Genomic DNA, 19,342 nt, shown 5'->3' with positions numbered 1-19,342 from the left:
GTTACTGACGGGGAAGGCTGACGGTTCTCTGGAACTCGTCAGACAAGCATTACTTCCACACCCGCACTACGCAGCGCATCGACCATCTCTTCCGGTGCGCTGCCATCAGTAATCACCGCGTTCAACGTCGACACCGGCGTAATTACCGAAAGGCTGCGCTGTCCCAGCTTGCTCGCATCGAACACTGCAATCGTTTCGCGCGATACACGAATCATCAGCGCATTGAGCGAGGCTTCCAGTGGATCGGGTGTCGTCACGCCGACCAGCGGGTCGAGACCGTCAACGCCTAGAAACAGTTTGTCCGCGGAAATGCGCGACAACGCCTGTTCTGCATCCGGTCCGACCAGCGAATACGACGTGGGTCGCAACAGGCCGCCGAGCATCATCACGCGGATGTTCGGCAGGCCGGAAAGCTCCAGTGCGATGTTGAGCGCATTGGTTACGACCGTCAGCGACTCGAATTTCATCTGCCGGATCTGCCGCGCGATTTCCGCGGTGGTGGAGCCTGAGTCGAGGATGATCGTTTCGCCATCTTTGATCAGTTTGGCGGCGGCCTGGCCGATGCGCAGTTTCTGCGGATGCGAGCGTGTCTCCTTGATATTCAGAGGCACGTCGTTGGTGACGGTCTGCGTGGTCGGTAGCGCGCCGCCGTGCGAGCGCGCAAGAGCGCCGTTGCGTGCCAGCGCTTCCAGATCGTTGCGGATGGTGACGGTCGAAGTGCCAAAACGCGTGGCCAATTCCTCGACGGTGGCGCGACCCTGGGTTTCGACGTGATCGACGATCAGGCGTCGGCGCTCCTCGACCAGCAGACGTTGCGGCGGAGCGGAGGCGCGGGTTTCATTCATGGCGGGAGGCTGAAAAGTCGGGCGGCGTTGTCATGGTATATCTTGCGCAGCACCGTGTCTGTCAAACCCAGGCCGTAGATCGACCAACGGCCTTGCGGCGGCGTGTCGGCGGGGGCGTAGTCGAAGTACTCGTCCTCGGTTTCGAGGAAGCGGTAATAGATTTCGTAGAGCTCGTCGCCGAACAATTGCTGGGGCACGTCGTCGCCGTAAGGGGAGGGCACGGCATCGGTACCGAACAGGATACGGTCCTGGTAACAATCCAAGAATCGCCGGGCCGTGCGCGGCTGGCGCCCGAGTTCGCCGATGCGCGCGCTGATATCCACCAGGGTGTTAGGAAAGCGGTCGAGGCAATCGGCCACTGCTTGAAGATTCTCGGCCCAATTGCCCACGTGCATCAGCGCGAAGGTGGTTTTGGGATGGCGCGCGATCACACGGTCGCGCGCGGCGAGCAGTTCTTGGTTGCTGGGAAATTCCGGGCCGTAGAACGACCAGTCTGGATGCTTGCTCAATTCCTCGTAACGCTCGTTGTATTCGTCAGTCGGCAGAAAGAACGCTTCCGGATCGGACACGTGCATGAATACCGGCATGCCGTATGCGGCGCAGACTTCCCACATCGGATCGAAGCGTTGGTCGTCCACGGCCACCAGCGGACCGCTGTCGAGCTGCTCGCGCAGATACAGCCCCAGTGTTTTCAGCAGCTTCAATCCGCGCGCGCCAACGCGGTGCGCATGTGCAATGGCATCGGCCTGCAGCTGCGGGTAATTCGATGCGGGAAAGTGTTCGTACGAAGGTTCCGTGAGTGTGATGAAACGCCCGGGTGCGGCCTTATCGAATAGCGCGATGCTTTGTTCCAATCCCTTGCCGACGCCGCCGGTGAGATTGACCAGCGTGCGCACGCCTTTGCGATCCATCACCGGCAGCAGATCTTCCGGTCTGGCGAACACGGTGATGTCTTCGCCCACCGACACGCCGTTGCGCACCTTGCTGGACCACGTGAGGTGCGTGTGCGCATCGATCACCGGAAAACGCGGACGTTCGATGCGGTTTTTCGGCACGCGCAGCATGCTGCGAGGTTTGAAGTCCTGCAGGCGCAGATCGCTTTTGCTGCGGTCGGCGGCGGTTTGCAGCGGATTTTTATCGTTGGCGTGGATGGTGCCTGCGCCACGGGGCGGCGCGCAGCAAAAGCAGCCGGCGCGGGTTTGCGTGCGGAAGGACCAGGTGGATGGGGTAGGTTTGCGGTGGGAGTGTGGCATCGCTTCGCGGCAGGATGAGAGTGAAGAGATTCAAACCCTTCGGGATGCTTCCTATCGTCATTCCGGCGCAGGCCGGAATCCAGTTTTAATACGTCGTGCGAAGCACACAAAACCTACTTTTATCGTGTGCTTCGCACAGCATGTTTGTACTGGATTCCGGCCTTCGCCGGAATGACGAGCAAAAGGCAGCTTATCGCCTGGCCTTCCTCCCCGGTGATTTCCACCGGGGAGGAAGGGGCGCCGCGCAACGCCGCCGGGAGCAGGGGGTGGGGAGGTTCCCGGCAGCAGCGCGGAAACTTACCGCGGATACTTCGCCATGATCCGATGTACTTGCTGCACCAGCGCAATCGCCTGATCGAGCGGCCGCAGCCACATGTTGCGGCCGAACATCACACCCGTTGCGCCGGAAGCCATGTAGAACTCCACCTTGCGCAGCACCGCGGCATCGTCATCGTTTTTCTCGCCGCCGGAGAACAGCACCATGGTGCGGCCGGCCGAGCGCACCACGCGCTGGGTGCGGGTGGAGGCATCTTCCTGCAGGGTGTCATAAGGTTTCGGCACGTTGGCGGTGTTGTCGTCGGGCTCGTGCAGCTTCACCAGGTCCGCACCCAGTTCGAGTGCCACGCGCGCGGCGTAATCCTGCGCATACAAGCTGCCCTTGCCGCCCTTGGCGTCGATCGCCGCGCCGCGCGGATACGACCACAGCACCAGCGGCATGCCGAAGCGTTCGCAATCCTGCCGCACTTTTTCGAATTGACGGAACTCATCATGCTGGCGCGGCGAGCCCACGTACATGGTGTAGCCGACCGCGTCCGCGCCGAGGCGAACGGCGTCTTCCACGGAAGCGAATAGCGGCGAGGTTGCCTCCGCGTCGCTGGGGATATTGGTTTTGCCGTTGAGCTTGAGGATCAGCGGAATCCGCCCGCACCACTCACCCATGTACTTTTCGGCCAACCCGACGCCCAATGCGATGGCGGAGAAGTTGCCCTCCACCGCGAGCCGGAACTGGTAATCCGGATCGATCGCCGGCGGGTTGGGAAAGAAGTCGGTGGGGCCGTGTTCCAAGCCCTGGTCCAAGGGCAATACCAAGAGGCTGCCATTGCGCGGGCCGTGCCCGTACATCAGTCGCCACAGGCGGGTGCGCTTGCCGTGGGAAAGGGAAAGGCGGGAAAACTTTTCGGAAGCTATCGAAAGGTCTTGTAACGAGTCTTTCATTTCGAATACTCTGGAGGCGTCATCGAATGATTTCACATTCGGGTGAAACGGACAAAATGTCAAGTCTTCATAAGAAAACGAAAGAAAAAAACAAGCTGGACGTGCTCCACGAAAAGCCGGTGGAGGCACGGCAGGCCGCGGGCTATGCCGATACGCTGCGCGAGATCCTGCAGCAACCCGGCACCTGGCAGGACACCTTCGATCTGCTGCACGGCACGGTAGCGCAACAGCGGCTGGCGAAGGCGCTGGACCCGCGACCGGCGCACATCGTGCTGACCGGCTCAGGCAGCTCCATCTACATTGGCGAATGCCTTGCGCCGCTGCTGCAGTCGGGCCTTGGCGTGCCGGTGCAGGCCATCGCCGCCGGTACCTTGCTTACGCATTGGCGCAGCGTGCTGCCGCCGGGGCCGGGCCTGCTCATTTCGCTGGCGCGTTCCGGCGACAGCCCCGAAAGCGCGGCGGTGGTGAACACCTTGCTGGCCGAAGCGCCGGCATGGCGACATTTGGCGATCACTTGCAATGCCGACGGCAAACTCGCCACGCAGTACCGCAACGAGCCGCGCGTAACGGCCCTGGTGTTGGACGAGCGCACCAACGACCGCAGCCTGGTGATGACCAGCAGCTTCACCAACTTGTTGCTGGGTGGGTTGGGCCTGCTGCAGAGCACGCGCGCCGGCATTGTGCAAAGTGCCGTCGAGGCAGCCGCGGCGAATGCGCAAAACATTTTCGATAGCCATTCCGATGCCATCGCTGCGCTGGCGGAACGCGACATGCGTTCGGCCGTCTATCTGGGCAGCGGCCCGATGTTCGGTGCTGCGCGCGAAGGCGCCCTGAAGATGCTGGAGATGACCGGCGGCAAGGTCATCACCATGGCGGAAACCTTTCTCGGCCTGCGCCATGGGCCGATGTCCTTCGTCCATCCGCAGACGTTGATCGTCGCGTTGCTATCGGCCGATGCGGCCGTGCGCCGCTACGAGTGCGATCTGCTGCGGGAGCTGTCACGCAAGCAATTGGGCATGGCGAAATTGATCGTTGGTCATGACATTCCTGCCGATGTACTAGCCGCAGGCGATGTGGCCATCGAAACGTCGGCCAGCGTGTCGAATCCGGACGTGCCCGCCGTGTTGGCGGGCGTGACCGTTACGCAGTTGCTGGCGTTCTTTCGCTGCCTGCAACTGGGCGGCAAACCCGATACACCTTCCGAAGGCGTGCTGACGCGCGTGGTGGAAGATTTCGCCCTGCATGGAACCACGCCGTGACCACGCTCGAGCACATCGCGCGCATCCTGGTGGTCGGCGAGATCAACGTCGACTTCGTGTTCAAAGGTTGCCACGCGCTGCCCACGCCAGGCAGGGAAGTGCTGGCTGAGGATTTCGTGATGACGCCCGGCAGCTCGTCGATGATCTGCGCGATGGGCCTCGCGCGTCTGGGTAATCATGTGATGTTCCACGGCCGCGTGGGTGCGGATGCTTCTGGCACGTTTTGCCTTGAGGCGTTGCGTGATGCAGGCATCGATGTGTCGACGGTATTTCCGGATCACACCTTGCGCACGGGTGTGACTGCATCCCTGTCCACACCACAGGATCGCGCGCTGGTCACGTTTGCCGGCGCGATGTCGGAACTGCGCGCGGAAGACATCGATGATGCGTGGCTGAAAAATGCCGACCATCTGCACGTTTCCTCGTACTACCTGCAGCGAGGCTTGCGCGCGGGTTGCCGTGAACTGTTCGAACGCGCCACGTCCATCGGGCTCACCACGTCGCTCGATCCGGGCTTCGATCCCACGCAGCACTGGGGCGACGATCTGATCGACACCTTGAACGACGTCGACGTATTTCTTCCCAACGAGCAAGAACTGCTAGCGATCTCCGGCTGCAGCGATCTGCACGCCGCGTTGCGCTTCGTGCAGAACGGGCGCACACGCACGGTGGTGAAGCGCGGGCGTCAAGGCTGCACCAGCCTGCACGATCAGCAATGGCTCAACGTGCCGGCGTATCCCCTTGATGCGGTCGATACCACCGGCGCCGGTGATTCGTTCGACGCAGGCTTCCTGCACGCATGGTTGCGTCGCATGTCATGGGTCGACTGCATGCGCTGGGGCAGCGCGTGCGGCAGCCTGTCCACGCGCGGTGTCGGCGGCACCACCCGCCAGGCCACCGCGAGCGAAGCGCAGGCATTGATCACGGAGACGCCATGATCACCGTCGCCGGCTTCAATACCGCCATCGATCGCTTTATCCAGGTCGATGCCTTGACGCTCGGCGAAGTGCATCGTGTGCGCGAAGAAAAGATCTATCCCGGCGGTAAGGGTGTGCATGTGGCGCAAACCATCGCCGAGCTGGGCGAACGTGTGCGCCTGATCGGCCTGGTGGATACCACGCATCGTCAACTGATTTCGCGCCAGATGAGCGCGCGCGGCGTGCTGTTTCGCGGTGTGCAGATCGACGGTGAGCTGCGCCAATGCCTGGCTTTGCAAGAAGCGGGCGGCAGCATCACCGAGATTCTTGGTCAGGGGCCGCAGCTCAGCCAGATCGAGCAAGACAACTTGCTGCGCGATTTTGGCCGCAGCGCCGAAGAGAGCGACCTGGTGATTCTCTCCGGCAGCTTGCCGCGCGGTTTTTCCGAAACGCTGTACGCCGGCCTGGTGGACTTCGTGCACGGTCTGGGCAAACGCTGCCTGGTCGATGCCAGCGGCGGGGTGTTGCGCGACGCGGTGAGCGCGAAGCCCTTCCTGGTAAAGCCGAATCGCGACGAGATCAGCGCGTTGGTCGGCCATCCCGTCATCAATCTGCAGGCCGCCGAAATGGCGGTGATGGCGCTGCGCGAGCGAGGCATCGCCATGCCGGTGGTGACCATGGGCGAGCTGGGCGCGGTGGCTGCGGACGATACCGGCGTGTGGCATGCGCAGCTCGCCACCACGCGTGCGCGCAACGCTGTCGGTTCTGGCGATTGCTTTCTTGCCGGCATGGCGGTGGCGATTCAGCGGCGCATGCCGCTTGAGCATGCCTTGCAGTTGGGCGTGGCATGCGGCGTTGCCAACGCGGAGTCGGAAGAAACCGGTTTTGCAAAGCGCAGCAGCGTGGATGCGCTGCTGCCCAACGTGATGGTGCGTCGGCTGCAGCCGGCGTAATGGAAAGTGACACGGGAGTTTTGAAGCACTGACAAAGTCCGGCGCGCAAGGGGAGCTTTCGCCCGGACATCAGCACCGCACGCGCGCCCCACATACCGCGTGATGCGGCATAACAAAACGGGAGGATGGTTCTGATGTTTGCAAACAACACGAGATGCCGCGAAGCGACGCGCGGCACAACGGGCTCGGCTTGCCGAAAGAAATACCTGGCGCTGCAGGTAAGCATGGTCTTGGCGGGCCTTTCTTTCATGGGATGCGCGGGCGCGCAGACATCCGACGGCGCTACGCAGACGGGCGACAGCAGTCAGCCATCCACCAAGAAGACGGTGAATCTGCAGGCGATAACGGTGACGGGCTCCAACATCCGCAGCGTGGACGTCGAAGCCGCGCAGCCGGTGGTGACGATCAGCTCGGACGATATCCAGAAGCAGGGCTTCGCCACCGTCGGCCAATTACTGCAGAACGTTTCGTCCATGTCGCCGCCGGATCTCAGCCGCTCGGCGCCGGGCGACCTCGGCCCCAACCAAGGCGGCGCGTTTATCGATTTGCGCGGGCTTGGCGCCATGCGCACGCTGGTGCTAGTGGACGGCCAGCGCATCGGCGCAGCGCACGGCGGTTACACCAACATCAACGTGATTCCCACCGCTGTTGTCGATCACATCGACATCCTGGCCACCGGCGCGTCGGCGGTCTACGGCTCGGATGCGATTGCCGGCGTGGTGAACATCATCACCAAGAAGAACTTCAACGGCGTGCAGCTCGACACGTACAACGGCGAGTACATGCCGCACGGTGATGGCCGTCAGACGCAGAGCAGCTTCACGGCGGGCAAGAGCACCGACAAGTTCGGCATCATCTTCAGTGTTTCGTATCAGAACCAGAGCCCGGTGTGGGCAGATGACCGGTCGTTCTCCGCGTATCCCTATACCGCGCAGCATCCCTATTACGGGTTGAGTACGTATGGTTCGCAGCCGCAGATCCGCAATGCACCCGCCTCATTCGCAGGTGGCGGCAGATTGGTGCTCAATCCGGGCGGCAATCCGATGAATCCCGGCGATTATCATACGTTCGTATCACCTACCTACGGACCGAATGGCGACGTGACCGATCCGGGCGACCAGAACTACAACAACAATGCCGCGCGCCGCACCATGGTGTTGACCGCCGACAAGACCAAGAACCTGTATCTGGACACGCACTACAAGATCACCAACAACATCACCTTCAAGTTCAACTACGGCTACAACGCGGACTACGAGTACGCCAAATCCGGCGCGCCACTGTTCTATTCCGGCATGGGCGCCAACAGCAGCTTCCCTTCGCTACTCTCCAAGTACAGCTATTACAACCCGCTGTACGGTGTGCAGGATCTGAGCATTGCCCAGCGCCTCACCAGCGACAGCTATCGCAGCTACAACGACCCAAAGAACTACCGCTATAGCTTTGGCCTGGATGGCGTGTTCAGCCTCGGCGAACACCAGTTCAACTGGGATGTGTACATGTACGACAGCAAGATCAGCGGTGTGAACGTGCGCACGGGTTACTTCAACCTGATCAACGTCGCCAATGCGCTGGGGCCTTCTTTCTTGCAGAACGGCAGCGTGGTGTGCGGTACACCGGGGAATGTGATTGCCGGCTGCGTGCCGATCAATCCGTTGGCGCCGCTTACGCCGCAGATGATGAACTACATCGCGATCAACAGCGTAGAGCATTACGGCAGCAACGAGCGCGCGTGGGTGGCGGATTTCGGTGGCGATCTGCTCGAACTGCCGGGCGGCGACCTGACCTTTTCCACCGGTGTGCAGCATCGCGATGAATCCGGTTACGACAGTCCCGATTCCTTCGCTTATGCCGGCTATTCCACGGATGGCGGCGTCGGCCCGAACAGCGGTGCCTATAACCTCAACGAAGCCTATGCGGAAATCAACGCGCCGTTGCTCAAGGATCTACCCGGCGCGCAGAGCCTCAGCATCGACGTTGCCACGCGCTACTCGCACTACAGCAACTTCGGAAGCACCACCAACAGCTCGTTCAAGCTGACTTGGAAACCGATCAACGACGTGCTGGTGCGTGCCAGCTACGGCACGGGCTTTCGCGCGCCGACCGTCAATGATCTGTACCAGGGGCGTTATCCGGCCGGCACGTTCACCGATCCGTGCGATGCGGTATACGGCCCTTCGGCCTACGGGCAAAGCACCGTGGTGGCGCAGCGCTGTCTGACCGGCTACGGCGGCATTGCGGGCGTACCGGCGAATTTCCGCCAGACCGACAACACCGGCCTTCCCATCACCACGCCCAGCGGTGAGGGCTATCAGCCCAGCACTAACTGGACTGGCGGCAATCCGAAGCTGCATCCCGAGACGTCCTACAACGGTGACGTCGGCCTGGTGTACAGCCCTTCGTGGTTGCCGGGCTTTGACGCCAGCGTCGACTGGTGGTCGTACAACATCCGCAACCTGATCACCAACATCAGCAACGACCAACTGCTGGCCGATTGCTATCAGTACAGCATCACGTCGGCGTGCGGGCAGTTCACACGTGACCCCGCCACCGGCCAGATCGTCAACATGCTCAATCTGGAAACAAATGCCGGCTGGTTGAAGGAGCGCGGTTACGATTTCGCCTTCAATTACCGCTTCCCGGAGACGCGCTTCGGCAACTTCAAGCTGGGCATGAACGGCACGTACATCAGCGCGTTCAACATGCTGCCGACGATTGGTTCCAACGTCATTTACATGGCGGGCAACACGCAGAACTTCTATAGCTCCTGGCGCCTGCGCGGAAACGTCACGTTGAACTGGAGCTGGCATAATTTTGGTGCAAGCTGGACCGCGCGCTACTTCTCGCCGTACAAGTCGAATTGCGCGTTTGATCCTTCGCTCGGCACTACCGCCTTCCCGTGCACCTTGCCGAACTACTACGCACCAGGCGTGGGTGTGATGCCGCAAACGCAGATTCCGTCGGTAACCTTCAACGACGTGCAGGTGTATTGGAATGCCCCGTGGAATGCCACCATCTCGCTAGGGGCGAACGACGTCTTCAATCGCGTGAGCCCGAACGTCTATGGTGGGTACGCCAGTGGCGATACGCCGTTTGATTTCAATTCGTCGTATGACTTGGGTCGGTTTGTGTATATGCGGTATCAGCAGAGGTTCTAACCAGCGCGGCGAAGCGAGCTGCTCCTCCCCCTGCTTGCAGGGGGAGGTTGGGAGGGGGTGAACACTTGCGGGAAAGTTTCCGGCAAGTACTCACCCCACCCCAACCCTCCCCTGCAAGCAGGGGAGGGAGCGGCTCGTGGCATGCATGAAGTTCGATGCTAAGTTGCAACATCTTGAGAGGTCCACATGTTTCATCCAAAGACCATTGCTGCGCTGACACTTTACGCATGGCTGGGTACTGGCGTCGTGGCATTCGCCAATGACGCTACCATTCTCCAACCAGGCGCACCGAACTATGCCACCAACGCAGGGCAGGCGACCTTCGGCAACGCAGCCATCGAAGCCCATTGGAACGTAGCGGACGGCAAGCTCTCGACCATGACGATTACCGATCGCGACGACAGCCAGGTGTTGAGCGTGGACGATCTTTTCGCGCTGGCACTGCCCGAAAAGCAATCGATCAAGAGCAGCAGCATGCATCTGCTGACGCCACTATCCGAGCATGCGCTGCCTGTGGATGCCAAGGCGTCCAATCTGGCAGATCGTGTGCCGGGCAAGGCGATCGGTGTCAGCTTCGGCGATGCGGAGCAACGTTTCCGCGTCGATTGGCAGCTGGTGCAGCGCGAAGGCTCGGCGTATCTGCGCGAGATCGTGACGATCACCGCGTTGAAACAGGACGAGCCGCTCACCAGCATTTCCCTGCTGCCTTCCCATATCGATCACGCCGAAGTGAGTGGCGTGGTGAAGGGCTCGCCGGTAGTGGCCGGGAATGTCTACATGGGGCTGGAGAATCCGCTTTCCGACAGCGAAGTGCGTGGGAAGCATGTGACTTTGTCCATGGCGCGCACGCTGCCACTGCACAAAGGCCAGTCGATCACCTATTCGGCGGTAGTCGGCGTGGTGCGCGATGGCCAGCTTCGCCGCGATCTCGCCACCTATGTCGAGCGTGAGCGGGCGCATCCCTATCGGCCGTTTCTGCACTACAACTCGTGGTACGACATCGGCTACTTCACGCCGTACACGGAATCAGAAGCGCTCAATCGCATCAACACATTCGGCGAGGAGCTGAGCGTAAAGCGCGGCGTGAAGCTCGATTCCTTCTTGTTCGACGACGGCTGGGACGATCGTTCCGGTAGCTGGAATTTCAGCAAGGATTTTCCGCGCGGCTTCGTGCCGCTGCGCGAAGCTGCAGCGAAATACGGTGCAGCGCCGGGCATGTGGTTATCGCCCTGGGGTGGCTACAGCATCCCCAAGGATGAGCGCGTCAAGAACGGCAAGGCGGCCGGCTACGAGATCGTCAACGACGGGCTGGCACTGTCGGGGCCGAAGTATTACCAGCGCTTTCATGACGTGGTGATGAAGTTGCTGGACCAGGACGGCATCAACCAGTTCAAGTTCGATGGCACCGGCAATGCGGACAGCGTATTTCCGGGTAGCCGTTTCGACAGCGATTTCGCCGCCGCGATCGAGCTGATCAAGGACATCCGCGCCGACAAGCCCGAGACCTTCATCAACCTCACCACCGGCACATGGGCCTCGACGTTCTGGCTGCGCTATGCCGATTCGATCTGGCGCGGTGGCGAGGACGACTGGCATGCGGGCGTGGGCACCGAGCGCGAGCAATGGATCACCTATCGCGACCAGCAGACCTACGAGAACATCGTGATCCAGGGGCCGCTGTTCCCACTCAATTCGCTGATGCTTCACGGCATCATCTACGCGCAGATGAACAAGCGGCTCAATACCGATCCTGGTCACGATTTCGTCAACGAGGTGCGCTCATACTTCGCCACCGGCACGCAGTTGCAGGAGATGTACATCACGCCCTCGCTGCTCAGCCAGCAAGATTGGGACGTGCTGGCCGAGGCTGCGAAGTGGTCGCGGGCCAATGCCGACGTGCTGCGCGATACGCATTGGATCGGCGGTGATCCTGGCCGCCTCGATGTGTATGGTTGGGCGGCATGGTCGCAGGATAAATCGATCATTACGCTGCGCAATCCGGATGCGCATTCGCAGGTGGCAGTGATCGACTTGCAGCGGCAATTGGAATTGCCGAAAGGTGCCGCACGCGGGTTCACCGTGCGCGATGTATGGAAGAGCGGGGGCGACGTCCCGAAGCAACTGGATGCTGATCATGTGAGCACGATCACGCTGGCACCGTTCGAGGTATTGACCCTTGAATTGACGCCTTGAGGTACGCTCGGCCACTTTCCGCGTGCGCGGATTGGCGCAATCTTCATGGCCGTCATTCCCGCGAAAGCAGGAATCCACTTTGCTTTTGAGTAACAGCGAAAATGGATTCCCGCTTTCGCGGGAATGACGGCCGTGAGGTGCATCATGTGGAAGTGAGGGATCCATGCAACGACGCGACTTTCTTCGATTTGCTGTACTGACACCACTCGCCGCCGCCGTACCGCTGGCTTATGGCGAGGTCACCGCAAAGGCCACCGTCGAACCGTTGCCCGATGGCAAGACGCGCCGCTTCGAACTCGGCCGTCGTCAATTCCTGCTCGACGGCGCACCGTTCCAGATTCGCAGCGGCGAAATGCATCCGGCGCGCATTCCTGCCGAATACTGGGAACACCGCATCCGCATGGCCAAGGCGATGGGGTTGAACACCATCGCGATCTACCTGATGTGGAACTACTTCGAAAGCGAACCGGGTGTGTTCGATTTCACCACGGAGCGTCGCGATTTCGTGCGCTTCATCAAGCTATGCCAGCAGGAGGGTATGTGGGTGTATCTGCGCCCCGGCCCTTATGTGTGCGCTGAGTGGGATCTAGGCGGCTTGCCGGCGTATCTGCTGCGCGATCCCACCATTCGCGTGCGCACCAAGGACGATGCGCGCTACATGCAGGCAGTGCAGCGCTACTTGGATGCCATCGCGCCAAAACTTGCGCCGCTGATGGCGAGCCGCGGCGGCCCGATCCTGATGGTGCAGATCGAGAACGAGTACGCCTCGTTCGGTCACGATCTCGATTACTTGCTGCGCCTACGCACGATGTGGCAGCAGCATGGCATCGAAGGGCCGTTCTCGATCGCCGATGGCTTGGGTGAAATCCAGAAAACGAAGACCTATGTGCCGGGTGTGGCGCTGGGGTTGGATGGCGATACCGATTTCGCCGCAGCGCAGACGATTGCCGGCGAAGCGCCGGTGTGGGTGGGCGAAGGTTATCCCGGCTGGCTCACGCACTGGGGCGACTTGACGTTTCAAAGCGGCAACTACGTACCGACCTTGCGCAAGCTGATGGCCGAAGGCCGCTCGTTCAACATGTACGTGGTGCACGGTGGCACCAATTTCGGTTTCACGGCTGGCGCCAATGCGCGCAACGACTACGCGGAATTCGAACCGGTCATCACCAGCTACGACTACGGCGCGCCGATCAACGAGCGCGGCGAGGCGACGCCGGATTACCGCGCCTTCCGCAGCTTGATTGCGGCACGCGTGGCGCATCCCATTCCCGAGCCGCCGCCAGCGCCGCCGACGAGCCATTTCGCCGAAGTGATCGCGCGTCCGTTCGCATCGATCTGGGACAACCTCCCGCTGCCGTCGAGGCTGGTGAAAAAGCCCGATCCGAACGAGATTCTGTTTGCACAGAATCAGGGCATGGTGGTGTATCGCAAGACGCTGTTGAGCGGTGGCATGCTAAATATCGAAGGTCTGCGCGATTACGGTATCGTGTTCAGTGACGGCAAGTACCTGGACTACGTTTCGCGTGTCAACAAGCCAGGCCTGCACGTGAAGAACTACGTGGATATTCCGCCGCCGGCAAATGGCGCGGGTACGACGATGGAGATTCTGGTCGACAGTTTCGGCCACGTGGGTTATGGCCAGGCGATGTACGACTTCAAGGGCATCGTCGGCGCCGTAACGCTGGACGGCGAGGAATTGCACGACTGGCAGGCGCACAGTCTGCCCATGGACGAGGCCTATGTGGCGGGCCTTCCGCCGATGACTGGGAATTCACCCTCGACGCTTCGCCCGGGGATGTTTTTCAAAGCCTTCATCACGCTCGACAAACTTGGCGATTGCTACATCGACATGAGTGCGTGGGATAAGGGTTATCTGTGGGTCAATGGCAAGCTGCTCGGGCGTTATTGGCGCATTGGACCGCAGCAGCGGCTGTATTGCCCGGCTTCATGGCTGTCACGCAGGCACAATGAGTTGCTGGTATTCGACATGCATCGCGTGATGCCGACGGCGATTCGTTGCAGTGATCGGTTGATGGGGTAATCTTTAGCAAGCTACTTCACACATGCCGTCATTCCCGCGAAAGCGGGAATCCATTGTGCTGTTGCGTCTAAAGCAAAAGTGGAATCCCGCTTTCGTGGGAATGACGGCAATGTGTAGATGGTCGGCAAATTTCAGAACTGAACATGCGCTCGCAATCCGGCAAACCGTGCCGGCCCACGATCCCGGTTGTACCCCGGGTTGCGAATGAACTGCAGATCAGGACTGATGGTTAGGTGATCGATCACCGCAATGCTGTAGTACATCTCCAGGATTTGCTCCGGTCCGTAGCGCAATGCGCCGTCGCCCAACATAAAACCGTCACCGCCCATGGATAGATATTGGGCGTGCCCATGCGAAAGCCCTTCAATGGCGATACCCACGCCAAAGCGATCGTCGGAACGATGCCAATGCGCGCCCGATAACTGAAAACCGCCGCTCAGCAACCGGTCGACCTCGGCGAAGATGAAGGACTCGGTATGGCCGTCGTTCCATCCGGTGCGCATGAAAAAGCCGGTATCGCCGTTGTCAGCGATGGGCAGTTCGCCATTGATGCCGAAGCCGAATTTGTGACGGTCCGGCTTGTCATCGGTATGGATATCGGGCGTTTGTCCGGTCAGCTCGGCGATCTCGATCGCTTGCTGATAAATGCCCATGTTTCCCTTGTTGCGATAGCCGAGGAAGCGCAGTGCCCAGCCGTCCGGTTTAGGCTGCACGGTCAATTCGAGTTGCTGTCCGTTGGAAGCACTCAGCGATTTCACCAGCGCCTGCCCATTGGCTTCGACCGGCATGCGGTAGATGCCATAGCGCAAACTCCAGCCCTGCATCACCCAGCCGATCATCAAGCCATCGGTATAGCCGCGCGTGTCGGAGGCAAAATCCCACGCGGTGTTGTTCCATAGCGACCAGTTCATGAACTGCGTACGCGTGGAGTTGGCGTAGCGGTTCTTGTCGAAATCGTCGTTCACGGCCATGAAGCCGACCTTCACTTCGATGTGCTTGACCGCTTCGTGTCCGGGCAGTTGGTCCTGGCCACGTTCCACAACCTGGGTCTCGTCGCCCAACGGCAACACCCAGCGAAGGTAATTGCGTGCCACATACGGACGCTTGCCCAGGCTGGCTGTCCCGGAACGGATGATGTCGCCATTGGTGAGTCCACCAAGGCCTGTGGCGTTGCTTACGCCTTCGCCTTTGAACATCTCCACGTCCCAGTAGTACTGCAGATGCCAGGGGAGGGCGATGCCGAAATACGCGCCGAAGGTGTGCGAGCGCGCGGTCGAGCCATCCGATTTCAGGCTGAGCGGACCGCTGTAGGGCGAATGCACGCGCGACTGGTTCTGATCGACGAAGGTGTACTGCGCGCCGAGCCATTGGGGGATGAACAGTGGGGCGTCATCGGCATGCGAGCACAACGGCAGGGCGATGAGCAGCAGGTATGACAAAAGCTTGTGACGATGTTTCGACGTTTTGGTCATGAGCGATGACGAAGCAAACCCCTGTTGCTGCGTGCGGATGATGCTGGAGGGTGGGTGTTGGGGTGTCAACGTTGCGGTAATGCAGTTCCTTGCCTCACCGTCATTCCGGAGAAGGCCGGAATCCAGTGCAAACACAGCGTGCAAAGCATTTAACAAAAAAATGTTGTGTCCTTCGGACCCGTATTTAGACTGGATTCCGGCCTTCGCCGGAATGACGGTGAGGTGGAGGCAAGCATTCCCACAAGCCGCATGGAACTCAAAAAAAGGCCACCTCAAGGGTGGCCTTTCTTATCATCCTGACGAGTCATTCACCCGCCGCGCGACGCCTTCTTGCGATCATTCTCCGTCAGGTGCTTCTTTCGCAGACGGATTTCCCTGGGTGTGACCTCGACCAATTCATCGTCATCGATGAAGTCCAGCGCCTGTTCCAGCGAGAACTTGGTCGCCGGGGTCAGCTGGATCGCATCGTCCTTGCCCGAGGCGCGCATGTTGGTCAGCGGCTTGGGCTTGATCGCGTTGACGGTGAGGTCGTTGTCCTTGGCATGGATGCCGACCAACTGGCCTTCATAGACCGAGTCACCTTCGGCCGCGAACAGCTTGCCGCGTTCCTGCAGCGGCCCCAGCGAGTAGGCGGGGGTGGTGCCGGCTGCGTTGGCGATCATCACGCCGTTGAGGCGCTTGGCGATCTGGCCTTCTTCCTTCGCACCGTAGTGGTCGAACACGTGGAACAGCAGACCCGAACCCTGGGTAAGAGTCTTGAACTGGTTCTGGAAGCCGATCAGGCCACGCGCCGGGATCATGTACTCGAGGCGCACGCGACCCTTGCCGTCCGGCTCCATGTTCTTCAGCTGGCCCTTGCGGACACCCAGGCGCTCCATCACCGGACCCTGGTGAGTTTCCTCGACGTCGATCACGAGCTGCTCGAACGGTTCCATCTTCTGGCCGTCGATCTCTTTGATGATCACTTCCGGGCGCGACACGGCGAGCTCATAGCCCTCGCGGCGCATGTTCTCGATCAGTACCGACAGATGCAGTTCGCCGCGACCGGAGACCAGGAACTTGTCGGCATCGGAGCCTTGCTCGACCTTCAGGGCCACGTTGTGCACCTGTTCGCGCTCCAAACGATCCTTGAGCTGGCGGCTGGTCAGGAACTTGCCGCCAGAGAGATCCTTGTTACCGGCGAACGGCGAGTTGTTGACCTGGAAGGTCATGCTGATCGTCGGCTCGTCGACGGTCAGGGCCGGCAGCGCTTCCGGGGTGTCCAGCGCACAGACGGTGTCGGAGATGGTCAAATCCTGGATGCCGGAGATGGCGACGATATCGCCGGCTTCGGCGCTGTCTTGCTCGATGCGCTCCAGGCCCATGAAGCCGAGCACCTGCAGCACCTTGCCCTGGCGCTTCTTGCCTTCGCGGTTGATCACGGCGACCGGCATGTTCTTCTTCAGCGTGCCGCGCTGGATGCGGCCAATGCCGATGACACCGACGAAGTTGTTGTAGTCCAACTGGCTGATGCGCATCTGGAACGGACCGTCCGGATTCACTTCCGGCTTCGGCGCGTGGTCCATGATGGCCTGGTACAGCGGGGTCATGTCGCCTTCGCGGACGTCCTGGTCGAGCGAGGCGTAACCGTTCAGTGCGGAGGCGTAGACGATCGGAAAGTCCATCTGCTCCGGCGTGGCGCCGAGGCGGTCAAACAAATCCCACACCTGCTCGACGACCCACTCCGGACGGGCGCCCGGGCGGTCAACCTTGTTGACGACGACGATCGGCTTGAAACCCATCGCAAACGCCTTTTGCGTCACGAAGCGGGTCTGCGGCATCGGGCCGTCCATCGCGTCGACAAGGATCAGCACGGTGTCCACCATCGACAGCACGCGCTCCACCTCGCCGCCGAAGTCGGCGTGGCCTGGTGTGTCGACGATGTTGATGCGGTTTTCACGCCACTTGATGGCCGTGTTCTTGGCCAGGATGGTGATGCCGCGCTCCTTTTCCTGGTCGTTGCTGTCCATCACGCGTTCGGCCAGCACCGTGCGTTCGGACAGCGTGCCCGACTGCTTCAGCAGCTGATCGACGAGGGTGGTTTTGCCATGGTCGACGTGAGCGACGATGGCGATATTGCGCAGGTTTTCGATGGACATGAGTACAGGGCTCAGGCGGGCAGTAAGGCCGCCACGCAGGTTTCGGTAGGGTTAACCTGCGGATTATACGGGGTTGTGTGACAGCTTGCTTGCTTTCTGGAGGCTTCCTCTCTTCCCCGGAGAGAGACCTTCGCAACCCGCTGCAAGCCCATCTCCCGCCGGGAGAGGGGTTGGGGTGAGTGAGGGTGCGATCAGCGCGCGATCACAACGGCTTGCACAAGAAGCCATCACCGCGCTTCGTCCGAACCCTCACCCGCCTCTTGGCACCCTCTCCCGGAGGGGGAAGGGTTCACTCAGCAAATTTCCTCGCAAGTCTCAGCACTGGCGATGCTGCAAAGACGCTTGTCATGTGTGGTGCACTTATCGATGGTCAGTGCGTCGGCATCGCGAACTCTGCGCCGTTGCCGGAGGCTCCAGCCAGCCAGCGCTGCGTGACCGCTTTTTGCCGTGTATAGAAGCGCACCGCTTCCGGACCATGTGCGTGGTGATCGCCCATCAGGCTCTTCTTCCAGCCGCCAAAACTGTGGAAGGCCATGGGCACGGGAATAGGTACGTTGATACCGATCATGCCGACCTGTACACGATGAGCGAATTCGCGCGCCACGTGTCCGTCGTGGGTGAAGATGGCGGTGCCGTTGCCGTACATGTGTTCGTCGACGAGCTTGAGCGCGCTGGCGAAGTCGGGTACGCGGACTACGCACAACACGGGGCCGAAAATTTCTTCCTTGTAGATGCGCATGGTCGGCGTCACGCGATCGAACAGCGAGCCGCCCAGGAAATAGCCCTGTTCGCAACCGGCCACGCGATGGCCGCGGCCATCGACCACCAGTTCGGCACCGGCAGCGACGCCGTCGTCGATGTAGCCGGTGATCTTGTCGCGATGCTGGGAGGTAATCACCGGGCCCATCTCGACCTGTTCGTCCATACCGTTGCCGATGCGAAGCGCGCGCACCTTCGGCGCCAATTTGGCGACCAAAGCGTCAGCCGTGGCATCGCCGACGGCCACGGCTACTGAGATCGCCATACAGCGCTCGCCCGCAGCGCCGTAGCCGGCACCCATCAGTGCGTCAGCGGCGTTGTTCAGGTCGGCATCCGGCATCACGAGCATGTGATTCTTGGCGCCGCCCAGGGCCTGCACGCGCTTGCCGCTGGCGGTGCCGCGCGCGTAGATGTATTCGGCGATCGGCGTGGAGCCGACAAAACTCACCGCGCGCACCTTCGGATGATCGAGCAGCGCATCCACCGCGACCTTGTCACCCTGCACGACGTTGAACACACCGTCAGGCAAGCCGGCTTCCTTGAGCAGCTCCGCCAGATGCAGGGCAGTAGAAGGATCGCGCTCGGATGGCTTCAGCACGAAGCTGTTTCCGCAGGCAATCGCCATCGGGAACATCCACATCGGCACCATCGCCGGAAAATTGAACGGCGTGATGCCGGCGCACACACCTAGCGGCTGGCGCATGGTCCAGGCGTCGATGCCGTTGGCGATCTGTTCGGTGTAGTCGCCCTTGAGCAGTTCGGGAATACCACAAGCGTATTCGACCACTTCCAGGCCGCGCACCACTTCGCCCTTGGCGTCGGAGAGCACCTTGCCATGTTCGCGAGTGATGGTGGCGGCGAGCTTGTCCATGTCGCGCTCGATCAGTTCCTTGAAGCGGAACATCACGCGTGCGCGCTTCAATGGTGGAGTCTGCGACCAGGCGTGGAAAGCCGCTTCGGCAGCCTGCACAGCCTGATCGACTTCTGCCGACGATGCCAGCGCGACCGCGCCGATCGCAACGCCGCTGGCCGGGTTGTAGGAGGGCACGCTAGCGCCGCTGATGGGCAGATGTTGGCCGTTGATGTAATGGCCGATCGGCCGGGGCGAGGTGCGTTCGGAAAGCTGGGCGGACATGAGT

12 protein-coding genes are annotated in these 19,342 nt (G+C 61.0%); 6 read left to right on the top strand and 6 right to left on the bottom strand.

Annotated elements, in window-relative coordinates; all coding sequences use genetic code 11:
* Positions 1 to 38: 38 nt before the first annotated feature.
* The 3 genes from agaR to ISP18_RS04580 form a co-directional block, all read right to left on the bottom strand.
* Positions 39 to 845, bottom strand: a complete 807-nt coding sequence (gene agaR / locus ISP18_RS04590) for a transcriptional repressor AgaR (RefSeq protein ID WP_380017444.1) — start codon at positions 843 to 845, stop codon at positions 39 to 41.
* On the bottom strand, positions 842 to 2,098 hold the full coding sequence (locus tag ISP18_RS04585) for an amidohydrolase family protein (protein WP_380017442.1): 1,257 nt from the start codon (positions 2,096 to 2,098) through the stop codon (positions 842 to 844). The genes agaR and ISP18_RS04585 overlap by 4 nt, the downstream gene beginning before the upstream one ends.
* Positions 2,099 to 2,395: 297 nt before the next feature.
* Complete coding sequence (locus ISP18_RS04580; RefSeq protein ID WP_380017440.1) at positions 2,396 to 3,313, bottom strand: class I fructose-bisphosphate aldolase; 918 nt, start codon at positions 3,311 to 3,313, stop codon at positions 2,396 to 2,398.
* A gap of 101 nt (positions 3,314 to 3,414) precedes the next feature.
* Between ISP18_RS04580 and ISP18_RS04575 the strand changes: the two genes are divergently transcribed.
* The 6 genes from ISP18_RS04575 (at position 3,415) to ISP18_RS04550 (ending at position 13,834) form a co-directional block, all read left to right on the top strand.
* Positions 3,415 to 4,572: an SIS domain-containing protein gene (locus ISP18_RS04575; RefSeq protein WP_380017438.1), complete on the top strand. Its 1,158-nt coding sequence runs from the start codon at positions 3,415 to 3,417 to the stop codon at positions 4,570 to 4,572.
* Positions 4,569 to 5,510: a carbohydrate kinase family protein gene (locus tag ISP18_RS04570; RefSeq protein WP_380017436.1), complete on the top strand. Its 942-nt coding sequence runs from the start codon at positions 4,569 to 4,571 to the stop codon at positions 5,508 to 5,510. The genes ISP18_RS04575 and ISP18_RS04570 overlap by 4 nt, the downstream gene beginning before the upstream one ends.
* Positions 5,507 to 6,442, top strand: a complete 936-nt coding sequence (locus tag ISP18_RS04565) for a 1-phosphofructokinase family hexose kinase (RefSeq protein WP_380017434.1) — start codon at positions 5,507 to 5,509, stop codon at positions 6,440 to 6,442. The genes ISP18_RS04570 and ISP18_RS04565 overlap by 4 nt, the downstream gene beginning before the upstream one ends.
* A gap of 134 nt (positions 6,443 to 6,576) precedes the next feature.
* Positions 6,577 to 9,600: a TonB-dependent receptor plug domain-containing protein gene (locus ISP18_RS04560; RefSeq protein WP_380017432.1), complete on the top strand. Its 3,024-nt coding sequence runs from the start codon at positions 6,577 to 6,579 to the stop codon at positions 9,598 to 9,600.
* 186 nt (positions 9,601 to 9,786) lie between these two features.
* Complete coding sequence (locus ISP18_RS04555) at positions 9,787 to 11,793, top strand: alpha-galactosidase (protein WP_380017430.1); 2,007 nt, start codon at positions 9,787 to 9,789, stop codon at positions 11,791 to 11,793.
* Positions 11,794 to 11,956: 163 nt separating this feature from the next.
* Positions 11,957 to 13,834 (top strand): beta-galactosidase, encoded by a 1,878-nt coding sequence (locus ISP18_RS04550; RefSeq protein WP_380017428.1) that lies wholly within the window; start codon positions 11,957 to 11,959, stop codon positions 13,832 to 13,834.
* 131 nt (positions 13,835 to 13,965) lie between these two features.
* Here the strand turns inward: ISP18_RS04550 and ISP18_RS04545 are convergent, their stop codons facing one another.
* From ISP18_RS04545 to ISP18_RS04535, 3 genes are all read right to left on the bottom strand, one after another.
* Entirely contained in the window at positions 13,966 to 15,306 is a 1,341-nt protein-coding gene (locus tag ISP18_RS04545; protein WP_380017426.1) for a carbohydrate porin, read from the bottom strand.
* 308 nt (positions 15,307 to 15,614) lie between these two features.
* A complete protein-coding gene (typA, locus tag ISP18_RS04540) occupies positions 15,615 to 17,444 on the bottom strand; it encodes a translational GTPase TypA (protein WP_380017424.1) in 1,830 nt (609 codons plus the stop codon).
* A 370-nt stretch (positions 17,445 to 17,814) separates the two neighbouring features.
* A complete protein-coding gene (locus ISP18_RS04535) occupies positions 17,815 to 19,338 on the bottom strand; it encodes a CoA-acylating methylmalonate-semialdehyde dehydrogenase (protein WP_380017422.1) in 1,524 nt (507 codons plus the stop codon).
* Between the last annotated feature and the right edge of the window lie 4 nt (positions 19,339 to 19,342).

Origin of the sequence: Dyella humi, assembly GCF_044904605.1 — a bacterium.
Taxonomy (GTDB): Bacteria; Pseudomonadota; Gammaproteobacteria; order Xanthomonadales; family Rhodanobacteraceae; genus Dyella_B; species Dyella_B humi.
Note: the sequence above shows the minus strand (reverse complement) of the source record. Positions and strands in the feature narration are given on the sequence as shown.

Excerpts from the sequence above, each read along its gene's own strand:
- ISP18_RS04535 (WP_380017422.1), bottom strand. The coding sequence starts at position 19,338 with ATGTCCGCCCAGCTTTCCGAACGCACCTCGCCCCGGCCGATCGGCCAT.
- ISP18_RS04560 (WP_380017432.1), top strand. The coding sequence starts at position 6,577 with ATGTTTGCAAACAACACGAGATGCCGCGAAGCGACGCGCGGCACAACG.
- ISP18_RS04550 (WP_380017428.1), top strand. The coding sequence starts at position 11,957 with ATGCAACGACGCGACTTTCTTCGATTTGCTGTACTGACACCACTCGCC.
- ISP18_RS04580 (WP_380017440.1), bottom strand. The coding sequence starts at position 3,313 with ATGAAAGACTCGTTACAAGACCTTTCGATAGCTTCCGAAAAGTTTTCC.
- ISP18_RS04545 (WP_380017426.1), bottom strand. The coding sequence starts at position 15,306 with ATGACCAAAACGTCGAAACATCGTCACAAGCTTTTGTCATACCTGCTG.
- ISP18_RS04565 (WP_380017434.1), top strand. The coding sequence starts at position 5,507 with ATGATCACCGTCGCCGGCTTCAATACCGCCATCGATCGCTTTATCCAG.
- agaR (WP_380017444.1), bottom strand. The coding sequence starts at position 845 with ATGAATGAAACCCGCGCCTCCGCTCCGCCGCAACGTCTGCTGGTCGAG.
- ISP18_RS04585 (WP_380017442.1), bottom strand. The coding sequence starts at position 2,098 with ATGCCACACTCCCACCGCAAACCTACCCCATCCACCTGGTCCTTCCGC.
- typA (WP_380017424.1), bottom strand. The coding sequence starts at position 17,444 with ATGTCCATCGAAAACCTGCGCAATATCGCCATCGTCGCTCACGTCGAC.
- ISP18_RS04555 (WP_380017430.1), top strand. The coding sequence starts at position 9,787 with ATGTTTCATCCAAAGACCATTGCTGCGCTGACACTTTACGCATGGCTG.